At 65.0% G+C, this 14,736-nt stretch carries 12 protein-coding genes; 7 read left to right on the top strand and 5 right to left on the bottom strand.

What is annotated here, in order from left to right; genetic code table 11:
- Nucleotides 1–7: 7 nt before the first annotated feature.
- The 5 genes from ACYCVF_RS27770 to hpaH form a co-directional block, all read right to left on the bottom strand.
- Complete coding sequence (locus ACYCVF_RS27770; RefSeq protein ID WP_459601741.1) at nucleotides 8–877, bottom strand: fumarylacetoacetate hydrolase family protein; 870 nt, start codon at nucleotides 875–877, stop codon at nucleotides 8–10.
- A complete protein-coding gene (gene hpaD / locus ACYCVF_RS27765; protein WP_459601739.1) occupies nucleotides 877–1,860 on the bottom strand; it encodes a 3,4-dihydroxyphenylacetate 2,3-dioxygenase in 984 nt (327 codons plus the stop codon). The genes ACYCVF_RS27770 and hpaD overlap by 1 nt, the downstream gene beginning before the upstream one ends.
- A 125-nt stretch (nucleotides 1,861–1,985) precedes the next feature.
- Complete coding sequence (hpaE, locus tag ACYCVF_RS27760; RefSeq protein ID WP_459601737.1) at nucleotides 1,986–3,524, bottom strand: 5-carboxymethyl-2-hydroxymuconate semialdehyde dehydrogenase; 1,539 nt, start codon at nucleotides 3,522–3,524, stop codon at nucleotides 1,986–1,988.
- Nucleotides 3,517–3,915: a 5-carboxymethyl-2-hydroxymuconate isomerase gene (locus tag ACYCVF_RS27755; RefSeq protein WP_459601735.1), complete on the bottom strand. Its 399-nt coding sequence runs from the start codon at nucleotides 3,913–3,915 to the stop codon at nucleotides 3,517–3,519. Before ACYCVF_RS27755 ends, hpaE begins: the two co-directional genes overlap by 8 nt.
- Nucleotides 3,916–3,945: 30 nt before the next feature.
- Entirely contained in the window at nucleotides 3,946–4,752 is an 807-nt protein-coding gene (gene hpaH, locus ACYCVF_RS27750) for a 2-oxo-hept-4-ene-1,7-dioate hydratase (protein WP_459601733.1), read from the bottom strand.
- A gap of 111 nt (nucleotides 4,753–4,863) precedes the next feature.
- Here hpaH and hpaR point away from each other — a divergent pair, with 111 nt between their 5' ends.
- The 7 genes from hpaR to ACYCVF_RS27715 all read left to right on the top strand — a co-directional run bounded on the left by hpaR (nucleotide 4,864) and on the right by ACYCVF_RS27715 (nucleotide 14,726).
- Complete coding sequence (gene hpaR, locus ACYCVF_RS27745; RefSeq protein WP_459601731.1) at nucleotides 4,864–5,394, top strand: homoprotocatechuate degradation operon regulator HpaR; 531 nt, start codon at nucleotides 4,864–4,866, stop codon at nucleotides 5,392–5,394.
- Between the two features lie 117 nt (nucleotides 5,395–5,511).
- The gene (locus tag ACYCVF_RS27740) at nucleotides 5,512–6,597 is read left to right on the top strand and encodes a malate/lactate/ureidoglycolate dehydrogenase (protein ID WP_459601729.1); all 1,086 of its coding nucleotides are present in this window, start codon (nucleotides 5,512–5,514) and stop codon (nucleotides 6,595–6,597) included.
- Between the two features lie 163 nt (nucleotides 6,598–6,760).
- Complete coding sequence (locus tag ACYCVF_RS27735; RefSeq protein ID WP_061020197.1) at nucleotides 6,761–7,537, top strand: HpcH/HpaI aldolase family protein; 777 nt, start codon at nucleotides 6,761–6,763, stop codon at nucleotides 7,535–7,537.
- Between the two features lie 89 nt (nucleotides 7,538–7,626).
- Nucleotides 7,627–9,150, top strand: coding sequence for a UxaA family hydrolase (locus tag ACYCVF_RS27730; RefSeq protein ID WP_459601727.1), 1,524 nt, complete (start codon nucleotides 7,627–7,629; stop codon nucleotides 9,148–9,150).
- A 242-nt stretch (nucleotides 9,151–9,392) separates the two neighbouring features.
- On the top strand, nucleotides 9,393–9,911 hold the full coding sequence (locus ACYCVF_RS27725; protein ID WP_459601725.1) for a PAS domain-containing protein: 519 nt from the start codon (nucleotides 9,393–9,395) through the stop codon (nucleotides 9,909–9,911).
- On the top strand, nucleotides 9,889–11,196 hold the full coding sequence (locus ACYCVF_RS27720) for a methyl-accepting chemotaxis protein (protein ID WP_459601723.1): 1,308 nt from the start codon (nucleotides 9,889–9,891) through the stop codon (nucleotides 11,194–11,196). The genes ACYCVF_RS27725 and ACYCVF_RS27720 overlap by 23 nt, the downstream gene beginning before the upstream one ends.
- A 260-nt stretch (nucleotides 11,197–11,456) precedes the next feature.
- Nucleotides 11,457–14,726: a transglutaminase family protein gene (locus tag ACYCVF_RS27715; RefSeq protein ID WP_459601721.1), complete on the top strand. Its 3,270-nt coding sequence runs from the start codon at nucleotides 11,457–11,459 to the stop codon at nucleotides 14,724–14,726.
- Nucleotides 14,727–14,736 lie beyond the last annotated feature (10 nt).

Below are 14,736 nucleotides of genomic sequence, written 5' to 3'. Positions count from 1 at the left end.
ATTCGTTTCAGGCTTCGTCGACGACGCCGTTTCGCAAAGTGCCGATGCCCTCGGCCGCGACCTCGACGACATCGCCCGGCTTCAGATAGCGCGGCGGGTCGAACCGCGCACCGGCGCCGGTCGGCGTGCCCGTGACGATGATGTCGCCGGGGACGAGGGTTGCGAAGGTCGAGATATAGTTCACGAGATAGCGGAACGGAAACATCAGCCGGCTGGTGCGATCATCCTGCCTGAGTTCGCCGTTGACATGCGTGGTGAGGCGAATGTCCGCGATCTGCGATTCAACCGTGTAGGGCACGAGCCAGGGCCCAAGGCTGCCGCTGGAGTCAAAGTTCTTGCCCTGGGTGACGTTGAACTTGGCGTGGCGCAGCCAGTCGCGCACCGAGCCCTCGTTGCAGAGCGCGAGTGCGGCGATGTGATCGAGCGCGGCGCTTTCCGGAATGTGCCGGCCTTGCTTGCCGATCACGAGCACGATCTCACCTTCATAGTCGAGCTGCGCGGACGCGCGCGGGCGCACCAGTGGCGTGTCATGCCCGACGAAGGAGCGCGGTGAGCGCATGAACATGCTCGGGTATTTCGGCGCGTCCTGACCGTCCTTATACTCGGCGTTACGATCAGGATAGTTGACGCCGATGCAGATGATTTTCTCCGGCGCGGGTACCGACGGCAGCCAGGTGATTTCGCTGAGCGCATGATCGGGTGCGCGGCCGGCAGCCTCTTCGGCAAGGCTCAAGAGCTTCCCGGCCGCGATCACCTCGCGCAGGGTCGGATAGTCCTTGCCATGACGCGTGGAGAGATCGACGAGGCCGCCATCGACGACGGCGCCGTAGCGGCTTGCGCCGTTGACGGAATAGGTGGCGAGGCGAGGCAGGGTCATCAGTCCGCCACCAGCACGTCGGCCACGAATTTCGGCTCCCGCACGGCCTGGCCCGTGAAGGGCGAGCCCTGCTCGAACCAGGAGCGCGGGGCAGGGGCGCCCCACAGCGTCTGGCGGCGGGGATCGCGCAACGACCAGCGCAGCGGCTCGTGGTCGTGATCCCCGGTGAAATAGTCGCTGGTGTAGAGCTCAAGGCGATGCCCGTCGGGGTCGCGCACATAAAGGAAGAACGCATTCGAGATGCCGTGGCGTCCGGGGCCGCGCTCGATGTTCTTCACAAAGCCTTGCGAGGCCATGACGTCGCAGAGATGGATGATGTTCATCGCCGTCGGCGTCCAGTAGGCGAAATGGTGCAGGCGCGGGCCCTTGCCGTTGGTGATGGCGAAATCGTGGACGTTGCCCTTGCGATGCATCCAGGCGGCGGCGATGCGGCCGTTCGGCCCGTCCTCTTCGGCGTATTCGGTGAGACGGAAGCCGAGACGCGCGTAAAACTCGACCGTGTCCTGCACCTCGGCGGCGAAGACGTTGAAATGATCGAGCCGCTGCGGATGGCAGCCTCGGTAGAGGTCGTAACGGCGGAGCAGATGGGGCCGCCGGTCCATCGACGCGTAGAGCTCGATCTGGAAGCCGAAGGGATCGGTGAATTGCAGGGTACGGCCCTGGAAGGGCTGATCGACGAAGGCGTATCCGAGGCCGTTCTCGGACAGGAACGCGGCGGCCTTGTCGAGATCCCCGTCGTTGCCGACCTTGAAGCCGAGCCGGGCGCAAGCCGGCACTGCGGCTTTCCGCAGCACCAGCGAGTGATGCTGGTGCTCCTCGGCCGCGCGCAAATAAACGACGGTGTCGTCGGCATCCTCGACATGCAGGCCGACGGTGGTTTCGTAGAACTCGCGGCTCAGCTTCAGATCGGTGACGTCGAGCACGACGTGACTGGAGCGGATGATGTTGAACGGCGGCTCGAAGACGTGTTGCGGTACGGGCATGTGCGTTTCCCCTCGATTTTGTCATTCCGGGGCGGCTCGCAGAGCCGAGCCCGGAATCCGTCGCGCAGCAGTGTTGGTGGATGAATGGATTCCGGGTTCGTGCTACGCACGCCCCGGAATGACGATCACATTCCCAACTTCTGAATTTTATGCGTGCCCCGCGCCAGCGAGACGTGCTTGGTTTCCATGTAGAAGTCGAACGAGTAGTCGCCGCCGTCGCGGCCGATGCCTGAGGCCTTCATGCCGCCGAACGGCGTCGGCAGATGGCGGACGTTCTCCGAGTTCAGCCAGATCATCCCGGCCTCCAACGCATCCGCGACGCGCAGCGCCCGGCCGATGTCGTTGGTCCAGACATACCCGGTGAGACCATAGCGGATGTCGTTGGCGATCTCGATCGCGTCGGCTTCGTCCCTGAAGGGCAGCACGGTGAGGAAGGGGCCGAACACCTCTTCCTGTGCCACCCGCATCTTGCCGTGCGCGCCGGTCACCAAGGTCGGCTCGACATAATGTCCGCCGCCGGGGCCGTCATAGGCCTTGCCGCCCACCGCGATCGTCGCGCCGTCCTGACGCGCCACGTCGAAATAGGAGCAGACTTTTGCGAGGTGCCGCTCGTGGATCAGCGGTCCGATCTCGGTTGCGGGATCGAGGGGGTGGCCGACCTTCAACGCCTTCACGCGCGCGGTCAGCTTCTCCACGAATGTATCGGCGATGCCCTGCTGGATCAGCAGGCGGCTGGACGAGGTGCAGCGCTCGCCGTTGAGCGAGTAGATCATGAACACGACGGCATCGAGCGCGCGGTCGAGATCGGCGTCGTCGAACACGATGACGGGGTTCTTGCCGCCGAGCTCGAAATGCACGCGCTTCAGGGTGGGTGCGCCCTGAACCATGATCGCCGAGCCCGTCGCGCTCTCGCCGACGAAGCCGATCGCCTTGATGGCGGGATGCTCGGTCAGCGCCTTGCCGGCCTCTTCACCGAACCCGTGCACGGTGTTGAGAACGCCATCGGGCACTCCGGCTTCCTTCACGAGCTTCGCCAGAATGGACGCCGTCACCGGCGACCATTCGGCCGGCTTGTGCACGACGGTGCAGCCCGCAGCGAGGGCAGGGGCGATCTTCCAGGTCGAGAGCATGAACGGCGTGTTCCACGGCGTGATCACGCCAACCGGGCCGATCGGCACGCGGGTGGAGACGTTCCAGTGCTCGCCGCTCGGCGTGTTGAGGCCGTCGCGCGCCTCCGCGCATTTGTCGGCGAAGAAGCGGAAATTCTCGGCGGCGCGGATCGCGGCCTTGGCCATGAAACGATAGGCCTGGCCGGTGTCGATGCATTCGAGCACTGCGATGTCTTCGGCATTGTCCTCGATCGCATCGGCAACCCGATGCAGCAGCTTGCGCCGCATCGCCGGTCCCATGTCGCGCCAGGACTTGAAGGCGAGCGCAGCCGCGGTTGCCGCAGCGTCGATGTCCTCGGCATTGCCGCGGGCGACGCTTGCCAGCGTCGCGCCATCGACCGGCGATTTCGTCTCAAACGTCTCGCCTGATATCGATGGCACGATCTTGCCGTCGATCATGTGTCCGATGCCGTCGGCGCGCAGCGTCTTCAAGAGCGGCGCGACGCGGTCGCGATTGGCCTGGAACACATCGGCTTTCGGCGTGGGCTTATCCATGGGCGGCCTCCGCTTTCAGGGCGTCGTGAATGTTGTTGCGCTTCCAGCTGGTGTCCTTGTCGTTGATCTGCATGTCGAACGACAGGGCAAACTTGCTGGCGGCGAAGACGGGATCGAGATGTTCCGAGAGCGCCTGGAAGATTTGCTCGCCGGCCTTCTGGCGCGTTTCGAGATCGCGGCCCTCGCCGATGCGCAGCACCATGTCGAGAAAGCCGTAATCCTGGCGGGCGTCCGCGATCGCATAATTGTCGCACCTGACGGCGCGAACCCGGATGCCGCCGAGCGGGAAGATGCCGGTCTCGCTGGCTGCCTTGCGCACGAGTTCGCACACCGCGCCAATGTCGAGACGGCCATCGAGATTGGCCGAATATTCGATCGTGAAATGCGGCATCGCCGTTTCACTCCCTGTCTTCTTGTTGACTTAGGCGAAGTAGCAACTCACCGAGCCGTAAGTGCCATAATCGGCCTGAATTGTGTCGCCCTTGCGGGTCTCGATCGGACGGATGAAGGAGCCGGCCAGCACGACCTGTCCGGGCTCCAGCGCAAGGCCGAGCGGCGCGATCTTGTTGGCGAGCCAGGCCACGGCCGTGGCGGGATGATTGAGCACGCCGGCGGCAAGTCCGGTTTCCTCGATCTGGCCGTTCTTGAAACACAGCGCGCCGATCCAGCGCAGGTCCGCGTCCAGCGGGCGGATCGGTCGTCCCCCGAGCACGATGCCGGCATTCGCCGCATTGTCGGCGATGGTGTCGAATATCTTTCGCGTCGCCTTGGTCTTGGGATCCACGCGCTCGATGCGCGTGTCCAGAATTTCCAGGGCCGGGACCACGAAATCGGTGGCGTTGAGTACGTCGAACATCGTGCAACTGGGACCTGAGAGGCGCTTGCTCATGACGAAGGCGAGCTCGGCCTCGACGCGCGTCGCGATGAAGCGCTCGGTCGGAACGATCCCGCCATCGGCAAAGAACATGTCGTCGAGCAGCACGCCGGAATCGGGCTCGTCGATATTGAGCGCGCTCTGCATCGCCTTCGAGGTCAGGCCGATCTTGTGACCCTTGACGATGCGCCCTTCGGCAATCTTGACCTCGACCCAGGCCTTTTGAATCGCGTACGCATCGGCAATGGTGATGTCAGGAAAATCCTGCGACAGCTGCCGGATCTGCGTGCGGGTCTTCTCCGCCTGGTGCAGACGCCTCGCGCAAGCTTGGATATCGTCGTTGGAAAGCGCCATCTGTGATCTGACAAATCGTGGTGCCCGGAGATACTTAACATGTTAAGTGAATGCGTCAAACACAATTCGGGCTTGCTGCACTGCAAACGTCGTGTGGCTTGAAGGGGCGTCATGACCAAGAAACCCGCTGATCTCGCCAACGCAGGCGCGCCGGCCGCAGGACCTGCCGCAAGGCAGGTGCCGATGCGCGATTTCTCGCGCTCGCTGCCGATGTCGCTGCTGCGGGCGCGCGAAGCGGTGATGCGGCAGTTTCGTCCCTCGCTGCGCGAGCACGGCTTGACCGAGCAGCAATGGCGCATCCTGCGCGCGCTCGCTGCCATCGACGCGGTCGAGGTTACGGAACTCGCGCGCACGGCGTTCCTGCTGGGCCCGAGCCTGTCGCGCATTCTGCGCGATTTGGAGGCGCGCAACCTGATCGAGCGCAAGACCGCCAAGGCGGATCAACGCCGCAGCATGGTCTCGATCTCGAAAGAGGGCGTGAAGCTGATGGCCTCCGTGGCGCCGACGTCCGAAGCGATCTACGCGGAGATCACGCGGCGGTTTGGTGCACGCAAGCTTGCCGAACTGCAGGAGATGCTCGGCGAGCTCGAACGGACTCTTGCGGGGCTCGGCGGTGGTGAAGAGGCAAGTGCCGAGGAGTGACAGCAGATATGCGCTCCCATGCGGCGACGGCCATGGACATCGTCGCGTTTTTTCGCTCAAGTGCCGCCCAAGCCGATCGCTGCAAAATCGGCGTCGTGGAGAGGCAAGCAGGCCGTCATGGTCACCATTCAGGTCCAGAAGCTGATCGACTTCGTCACCGAAGTGTTTGCGCATGCGCAGTCCTCTCCGGAGGAAGCCCGGCGTATCGCCACCTATCTGACCACGGCGAACCTGACCGGCCATGATAGTCATGGCGTGATCCGCGTTCCCGTCTATATCCGATGGCAGAAGACCGGCTCGGTCGTCCCAAATCAGAACGCGGAGGTCGTGCTCGACACGCCCTCGCTCGCGGTGGTCGATGGCAAGTTCGGCTACGGCCAGACCGTCACGCCTCAGGCAGTCCGGATCGGCATCGAGAAATGCAGGAAGGCTGGGCTTGCCGCGGTCGCGCTGCGCAACGCCGGCCATATCGGCCGCGTCGGCGACTGGGCCGAGATGGCCGCGGCCGAAGGTCTCGTCTCGGTGCATTTCGTCAATGCCGCAGGCTCGCTGCTGGTCGCTCCGTTCGGCGGCGTCGAGAAGCGGCTGTCGACCGCGCCCTATTGCGTCGGCATCCCGCGCGAGGGGCAGGATCCGATCGTGCTGGATTTTGCGACCTCGGTCGTCGCCGAGGGCAAGGTGCTGGTTGCGAGCCGCGGCGGCAAGAAGCTGCCCAAAGGCGCGCTGGTGGATTCCGACGGGACCTTGAGCGAGGATCCGGGCGTGCTCTACGGTCCCTACACGCCGGACGGGCCGCGCGACCACACCAGGGGAACGGGTGCGATCCGCGCCTTTGGCGAGCACAAGGGATCGGGCCTAGCCTTCATGTGCGAACTCTTGGGCGGGGCGCTGACCGGTACCGGCGCCACCTCGGGCGGGCGACGCTTTGCCAATGGCATGCTGGCGTTCTATGTCGATCCGAAGGTGGTCGACACCTCGAACATTTTCGACGCCGAAGTCTCTCGCTATGTCGATTTCATCCGCGCCACCAAGCCGATGGCCGGGGTCGATCAGGTGCTGATTCCGGGCGATCCCGAGCGGAGCACCCGCGCTGAGCGGACCCAAAACGGCATCCCCTTGCCGGATGACACCTGGGCGGCAATAGTGAACACCGCCCGCGAGGTCGGCGTCAGCGAAGTCAGCATCCAGAGGGCGACGGCTTAGAGGGATTCGTCATTGCGAGGTGCGCCGGTGACGGAGCAATCCAGAGTGTCATCTCGAAGAGGTTCTGGATTGCTTTGCGCGGCCCTGTCATCTGGCCGCGCTTTGCGCGGACCCGGTGGGCTCGCTATGACAGTGAGTGAGATCAACAAAGAAGGAAGGCAACGTGGCGAACAAAGTCAAAGAGATCTGGAAGTCGGGCAAGGCCGTGGTCAACGCGTGGCTGGCGATACCCTCCGGCTTCTCGGCCGAGATGATCGCGCAATGCGGCTTTGACAGCGTCACGGTCGACATGCAGCACGGCGTGCAGGACTACCTGTCGATGGTGCAGTGCTTCCAGGCCATGGACAAGCACCCGATCACCCCGATGGTCCGCGTGCCCTGGAACGAGCCCGGCATCATCGGCAAGGTGCTGGACGGCGGCGCCTATGGCGTGATCTGCCCGATGGTCAACACGCCGCAGGAAGCCCGGAACCTCGTCTCGTATTCGAAGTACCCGCCCAAGGGCGTCCGCTCCAACGGCCCGATCCGCGCCGGCATGTACGGTACCGCGGGCTCCTACCAGAAGACGGCCAACGACGAGATCGTGCTGCTGCCGATGATGGAGACCAGGACCGCGGTCGAGAACATGGAAGCGATCCTCGACGTCGAAGGCATCGACGGCGTCTATATCGGCCCGTCCGATCTCGGCTTCTCCTATGGCCTCGAACCGAAGCTCGACCGCAGCGAGCCGGAGATCCTCGCGATCTACGAAAAGATCATCAAGGAGTGCGGCAAGCGCGGCCTCAATCCCGGCATCCACTGCAGCGGCGCGGAGGGCGCGGCGCGCGCCATCAACATGGGCTTCAAGCTGGTGACCTTGTCGAACGAGGTCGGCCTGATGACGACCTACGCCAAGATGCAGGTGAACGCCACCCGCAAGGATTCAGGCGGCAAGGCCTGAGCTCCGGGCGAATGGCGAATAGGGAGTGGCGAATAGCGCCGCTCCCTTTTCCATTCGCTACTCACCATTCGCCTCCGAAGGAGACTCCCATGACCATCAGCCCCGTCATTCGCCTGCATCCCGATGATGGTGTGGTGATCGCGCGCGCGAGCCTGCCGCCGGGAACGGTGGTCGCCGACGGCGTGACGGCGGTCGATCGCATTCCCTCCGGCCACAAGGTCGCGATCAAGCCGATCGCGGTGGGCGAACCAATCAAGCGCTACGGCCAGATCATCGGCTTTGCCACGGTGCCGATCGCGGCGGGCCAGCACGTGCACGTGCAGAACTGCGGCATGGGCGATTTCGCCAAGGACTATGCCTTCTGCGTCGACGTGAAGCCGACGCCGAACTTCGACCTGCCGGCGACCTTCGAGGGTATCCGCCGTCCGGACGGCCGCGTCGCCACGCGCAACTATATCGGCATCCTCACCTCGGTGAATTGCAGCGCGCACGTCGCGAGCCTCGTCGCCGATGTCTTCAAGAAGAATCCCTTCACCGGCGACAACCCGCTGGCCGACTTCCCCAATGTCGACGGCGTGGTCGCGCTGACCCACAAGACCGGCTGCGGCATGACGCAGAACGAGCCGCTGGCGCTGCTTCGCCGCACGCTCGGCGGCTATGCGCGGCACGTCAATTTCTCTCACGTCATCGTGCTCGGCCTCGGTTGCGAGGTGAACCAGATCGGCGGGCTGATGGAAGAGCAGAAGCTCGCCGGCCGCCTGCGCGCGATGGACATCCAGGAGGTCGGCGGCACCCGCAAGACGGTGGAGGCCGGCATTGCTTTCGTGCGCGAGGCGCTGGCCGACGCCAACAGCGTCAAGCGCGAAACCGTGCCGGTGAGCGAGCTGACCGTGGCGCTGCAATGCGGCGGCTCTGACGGCTATTCCGGCGTGTCCGCCAATCCGGCGCTGGGTGCGGCCAGCGATCTCATCGTGCGCCATGGCGGTACCGTGATCCTGTCGGAGACCCCGGAGACCTACGGCGCGGAGCATCTGCTCACGCGCCGCGCCGTCAGCCGCGAGGTCGGCGAGAAGCTGGTGGATCTCATGCGCTGGTGGGACGAATACACCGAGCGGGAAGGCGCCGAGATGAACGCCAATCCGAGCCCCGGCAACAAGGCGGGCGGCCTCACCACTATTCTGGAGAAATCGCTCGGCGCGATGGCGAAGGCCGGCACCACAAATCTCGTCGAGGTGCTGCGCTACGCCGAGCCCGTCACCAAGAAGGGTTTCGTCTTCATGGACACGCCGGGCTACGATCCCGTCGCTGCGACCGGACAGGTTGCCGGCGGCGCCAATCTCGTTTGCTTCACCACGGGGCGTGGCAGCGTGTTCGGCTGCAAGCCGGCGCCTTCGATCAAGCTCGCCACCAACACGCCAATGTACATGCGCATGGAAGAGGACATGGACGTCAATTGCGGCACCATCCTCGAAGGCGAGGAGAGCGTCGAGCAATGCGGCCAGCGCATCTTCGATCTCATCCTCAAGACCGCCTCGGGACAGCCGACAAAGAGCGAGAGCTTCGATTTCGGCGGCGCCGAGTTCGCGCCCTGGGTGCTCGGCGCGACGATGTAAGTCGCGTTGGGCGAACGCCGTCGCGCGAGCGCAATCAAGGGCCGCTCAGACAGAGGCGTCGGTGACATCCGCGACGCGAGTGATGTTGCAAGGTGCAACGATCGTTCGGTCAGTAGTGATACGGAGGCAGGAGGTCGCGCAGGGGTTCCCGGGATTACATCTGGTTAACACTGTTGTCGTAGACAGGCAGTGATGCGGCTCCGCAACGTTGCGGGCCGGTCTTCGTCCGAGGATTCGAACAGATGCAAGCGATACGTCCCACTGGGGTGGAAAATCTCCTCGGTGAGGAAGAACTGATCGTATCGAAGACAGATCTCAAGGGCCGCATCACCTACGCCAACGACGTCTTCATCCGCATGGCGAAATTCTCCTGGACGGAGCTGCTGGGCGCGCCCCACAGCGTGATCCGCCATCCGGACATGCCGCGCTGTGTCTTCAAGCTGTTGTGGGACACGCTCGCGGCCAAGCAGGAGATCTTCGCCTACGTCGTCAACCTCGCCAAGGACGGCAGCCATTATTGGGTGCTCGCTCACGTCACCCCGACGCTCGACGATCGCGGCGACATCGTCGGCTATCACTCCAACCGCCGCAAACCCGATCCGGCGCAGATCGAGCGCATCAAGCCGATCTACAAGGCGCTGTGCGCCGAAGAGGCGCGCCACGCCAACGCCAAGGACGGCATGCGCGCGAGCTTCGAGATGATGGTCGGCCTGCTCAAGCAAAACGGTGTCGCCTACGATGAATTTGTGCTCTCTCTCTAAGGCGCAAGCCGCTGCGGGCCTTGCCTGCCTGCTCGCCGCCGCGGCCCTCGCATTGTCGGTGGCCGGCGCCTTGACCGCGGTCCCTGCCAGCGTGCTGCTTGGCTTCATCGTGGCGCTGCTCGGCTACACGCTCTGGAATCAGCGCCGTTCGCTGGCTGCGATCGATGAAGCCGCTGAGGTGTGCCGCAAGGCCGCCCATGGCGATCTGGAAGCGCGTGTGTTCAGCGATCGGCAGCCCGGCCGCATCGGAATGATCCAGAAATCGGTCAACGACATGCTCGACATCACCGACGCCTTCGTGCGCGAAGCCTCGGCGTCGATGGACTATGCCAGCCGCGGCAAGCATTTTCGCAAGATCCTGGCGCGCGGGCTGCCGGGCTCGTTCCGCCGTTCCGCCACCGTGATCAATTCGGGCACCGACAGCCTCGGCCGGCGCGTCGTCGAGATCGCGGAGCTCGCAAAGCAGTTCGGTACACACCTCGATGAGGTCGCCGGCGGCCTGATGAGCGCCGCGACCGATCTCGAATCCGACGCCGGCCAGATGGCCGCGGCGGCCGAGACGACGAGCCGTCAGACCTCCGGCGTGCGCAGCGCGTCCGATCAAGCCTCCAGCAACGTCGCGACGGTGGCGAGCGCGGCGGAGGAGCTGGCGTCATCGATCGCAGAGATCGGCCGTCAGGTGGCCGGCTCGACCGCGAGCACGGGGCGGGCGGTCAACGAGGCCAATCGCGCCGGCAGCGAGATCCGCTCGCTCGCCGACGCGGCGCTGCGGATCGGCGACGTCGTCAGGCTGATCAGCGAGATCGCCGAGCAGACCAACCTCCTGGCGCTCAATGCCACCATCGAGGCGGCGCGGGCAGGGGAAGCCGGCCGCGGCTTCGCGGTGGTGGCCTCCGAGGTCAAGAGCCTCGCCAACCAGACCGCGAAGGCGACCGAGGAGATCAGCGCCAAGGTCGGCGAGATGCAGCAGTCGACCACCAACTCGGTCGCGGCGGTCGAGGCGATCGCGCAGACCATCGCCGAGATCGACGAGATCACCGCCGCGATCGCAACCTCCATCGACCAGCAGGGCCTCGCCACCCGCGAGATCGCCCGCAACGTCCAGGAGGCCTCGGCCAGCACCACGCAGGTGTCCTCCAACGTCACCGGCATCAGCGAAGCCGCCGCCGACACCGGCCGTGTGGCAAGCCGCGTCAACAGCGCCTCCGAGCGCGTCCATGGCGAGGTCGAGACGCTCCGGCGCGAGGTGACGCAGTTTCTGCAGCGACTGACCTCGGCGGCCTGACGTTGCCCGCCAGAGTTCGTCATGCCCGGGGCTTGTCCCGGGCATCCGCGTTCTTGGGAACCGCGAGAGAAGGTCGTGGATGGCCGGGACAAGCCCGGCCATGACGCCATAGAAGCTTTGGAGCGCCAACTCTGACGTCGTATGCGGTCGCTCCAGGGGACGACCGGGATACTTCATAGGCACGGCCTGCCCGTTGTTAGTGCTTGATCGCGCCGACCTCAGGTGTTCTGCTCAAAAAAGCTGCTGGAGCACCGCACCCCGTGTCGATCTACGTCGCGCTACACCACGTCACGCACTACAAATACGACCGTCCGATCGACCTTGGCCCGCAGACCATCCGCCTGCGGCCGGCGCCGCATACCCGCACGCCGATCCTGAGCTATTCGCTCAAGGTCACGCCATCCAATCATTTCGTGAACTGGCAGCAGGACCCGCAAGGCAACTGGCTCGCCCGCTACGTCTTTCCGGAGAAGACCACCGAGCTGAAGTTCGAGGTCGACTTCACGGCCCAGATGACCGTGGTCAACCCGTTCGATTTCTTCGTCGAGCCTTATGCCGACAGCTTTCCGTTCGAATATCCGAAGGACCTGAAGACGGAGCTGGCGCCCTATCTCGAGACCGTCAAGCCCGATCGCCTGTTCGCCAAGTTTCTCGATACGATCCCGCATGAAGCTCCGAACACCGTCAATTTCCTGGTCGATCTCAATCGCGAGCTCCAGAAGAAGGTCCGCTACATCATCCGCATGGAGCCGGGCGTGCAGACTCCGGAGGAGACGCTTTCCTCCTGCGCAGGCTCATGCCGCGACTCTGCCTGGCTCCTGATCCAGACCATGCGCCATCTCGGTCTCGCTGCCCGCTTCGTCTCCGGCTATCTGATCCAGATCCGTCCCGACATCGACCCGATCGAGGGACCGCCGGAAGTCGAGAACGATTTCACCGATCTGCACGCCTGGGCCGAGGTCTATCTTCCGGGTGCGGGCTGGATCGGATTCGATGCGACGTCCGGCATGCTCGCCGGCGAGGGACACATCCCGGTTGCCGCGACGCCGCACTATAGCTCGGCCGCTCCGATCTCCGGTGGCGCGGGTTTTGCCGAGGTCGAGTTTGCGTTCGACATGAGCGTGAAGCGCATCCGCGAGGCGCCGCGCATCACGAAGCCGTTCTCCGACGAATCCTGGGCGCGGCTCAACGATCTCGGCGAGCAGGTCGACGGCGACCTCGCGAGCGCGGACGTGCGCCTCACCATGGGCGGCGAGCCGACTTTCGTCTCGGTCGATGATCTCGAGGCGGGCGAGTGGAATACGGAAGCCGTCGGCCCGACCAAACGCGCGCTCGGCGACGATCTGATCCGCCGCTTGCGCACGCGCTTTGCGCCGGGCGGCCTTTTGCATTACGGCCAGGGCAAATGGTATCCGGGCGAGAGCCTGCCGCGCTGGGCCTTTGGCCTGTACTGGCGCAAGGACGGCGCACCGATCTGGAAGAACGCCGATCTCATTGCCAAAATCGAGAATCCGCGCCGGGCCGAGGTGAAGGACGCCGAGGCCTTCATGGAAGGCACGGCGGCCCGGCTCGGCCTCGATCCCGGCTACATCATCCCGGCCTATGAGGACACCGCGTACTGGCTCCAGAAGGAGGCCGAGCTTCCCTTCAACGTCGATCCCTCCGACTCCAAGCTTTCGGATCCGGAAGCGCGTGCGCGGATGGCGCGCGTGTTCGACGAGGGCCTCAACACACCGCGCGGCTTCGTGCTGCCTGTGCAGCGCTGGAACGCGCCGCCGCGCTGGCGCAGCGAGCGATGGCAACTCCGGCGCAATCATCTGTTTCTGATGCCGGGCGATTCTCCGCTCGGCCTGCGCCTGCCGATCGGGTCGCTCGGTTACGTCCCGCCCGATCAATATCCCTACATCGTCGAGCAGGACCAGATGGAGGCTCGGGACAAGCTGCCGGTGTTCACGCTCGCCGCGCGTCCGGAGCCTCCGCCGCGGGCCGCGCCCGAGCAGCTCAACACCTCCGTCCCGGTGCGCACCGCGATGTCGGTCGAAGTCCGCGACGGCGTGCTCTGCGCCTTCATGCCGCCGGTCGAACGCATCGAGGACTATCTCGAACTGGTCGCCGCGCTCGAAGCCACCGCGGAGGAGATGCAGCTACAGGTCCATGTCGAGGGCTATCCGCCGCCGTTCGATCCGCGCATCGAGGTCATCAAGGTGACCCCCGACCCTGGCGTCATCGAGATCAACATCCAGCCGGCGAAGAGCTGGCGCGACGCGGTCGAGATCACCTCCGGCCTCTACGAGGACGCGGCGAAGGTGCGACTCGGCGCAAACCGCTTCCTGGTCGACGGCCGTCACACCGGCACCGGCGGCGGCAATCACGTCGTGGTCGGCGGCTCGAGCCCGCAGGACTCGCCCTTCCTGCGCCGTCCCGATCTCTTGAAGAGCCTCGTGCTGTACTGGCAGCGGCATCCGTCGCTGTCCTATTTCTTCTCCGGTCTGTTCATCGGCCCGACCAGCCAGGCGCCGCGGATCGACGAAGCACGGCACGACAGCATCTACGAGCTCGAGATTGCGCTCTCGCACGTGCCGCCGCCGGGCACCCAGACGCCGCTGTGGCTGGTGGACAGGCTGTTCCGGCATCTGCTGGTCGACATCACCGGCAACACCCACCGCGCCGAGATCTGCATCGACAAGCTCTACTCGCCGGAAGGGCCGACGGGTCGGCTCGGACTCGTCGAATTCCGCGCACTCGAGATGCCGCCGGATCCGCGCATGTCGCTGGCGCAGCAACTCCTGATCCGCGCACTGATCGCAAAGTTCTGGCGCGAGCCGCTGGCCGGCAAGTTCGTGCGCTGGGGCACCGCGCTGCACGACCGCTTCATGCTGCCGCATTTCATCTGGGAAGATTTTCAGGACGTGCTCACGGAGCTGAAGCAGTTCGGCTACCCGTTCGAGCCGGAATGGTATCTGGCCCAGCTCGAATTCCGCTTCCCCGCCTTCGGCCGCATTCATCATGGCGGCGTGACGCTGGAGCTGCGCCAGGCGCTGGAGCCCTGGCACGTGCTCGGCGAGGAGGGCTCGGCCGGGGGCACTGTGCGCTACGTCGATTCGTCGGTCGAGCGGCTCCAGGTCAAGGCGGAGGGCTTCGTCGAGGGCCGTCACATCGTCACCTGCAACGGCCGCCGCCTGCCGATGACCGCCACCGGACGCTCGGCAGAGGCCGTGGCCGGCGTCCGTTTCAAGGCCTGGCAGCCGGCGTCCGGCCTGCACCCGACCATCCCCGTTCACGCGCCCCTGACCTTTGATCTGATCGACACCTGGAACGGCCGCTCGCTCGGCGGCTGCGTCTACCACGTCGCTCATCCCGGTGGGCGCAGCTACGACACCAAGCCGGTCAACACCTATGAGGCCGAGGCGCGACGGCTGGCGCGCTTCCAGGATCACGGCCACACCCCGGGACCGATGCAGCCGCCGCCCGAGGAACGCACAAATGAGTTTCCGCTGACCCTCGACTTGCGGACCCCGCTCCTGCAATGAGTATGGCGCT

The sequence above is a fragment of the Bradyrhizobium cedriense genome, assembly GCF_054602315.1.
This window is presented reverse-complemented; position numbering and strand designations above follow the sequence as displayed.

Excerpts from the sequence above, each read along its gene's own strand:
- ACYCVF_RS27770 (WP_459601741.1), bottom strand. The coding sequence starts at position 877 with ATGACCCTGCCTCGCCTCGCCACCTATTCCGTCAACGGCGCAAGCCGC.
- hpaD (WP_459601739.1), bottom strand. The coding sequence starts at position 1,860 with ATGCCCGTACCGCAACACGTCTTCGAGCCGCCGTTCAACATCATCCGC.
- hpaE (WP_459601737.1), bottom strand. The coding sequence starts at position 3,524 with ATGGATAAGCCCACGCCGAAAGCCGATGTGTTCCAGGCCAATCGCGAC.
- ACYCVF_RS27755 (WP_459601735.1), bottom strand. The coding sequence starts at position 3,915 with ATGCCGCATTTCACGATCGAATATTCGGCCAATCTCGATGGCCGTCTC.
- hpaH (WP_459601733.1), bottom strand. The coding sequence starts at position 4,752 with ATGGCGCTTTCCAACGACGATATCCAAGCTTGCGCGAGGCGTCTGCAC.
- hpaR (WP_459601731.1), top strand. The coding sequence starts at position 4,864 with ATGACCAAGAAACCCGCTGATCTCGCCAACGCAGGCGCGCCGGCCGCA.
- ACYCVF_RS27740 (WP_459601729.1), top strand. The coding sequence starts at position 5,512 with ATGGTCACCATTCAGGTCCAGAAGCTGATCGACTTCGTCACCGAAGTG.
- ACYCVF_RS27730 (WP_459601727.1), top strand. The coding sequence starts at position 7,627 with ATGACCATCAGCCCCGTCATTCGCCTGCATCCCGATGATGGTGTGGTG.
- ACYCVF_RS27725 (WP_459601725.1), top strand. The coding sequence starts at position 9,393 with ATGCAAGCGATACGTCCCACTGGGGTGGAAAATCTCCTCGGTGAGGAA.
- ACYCVF_RS27720 (WP_459601723.1), top strand. The coding sequence starts at position 9,889 with ATGAATTTGTGCTCTCTCTCTAAGGCGCAAGCCGCTGCGGGCCTTGCC.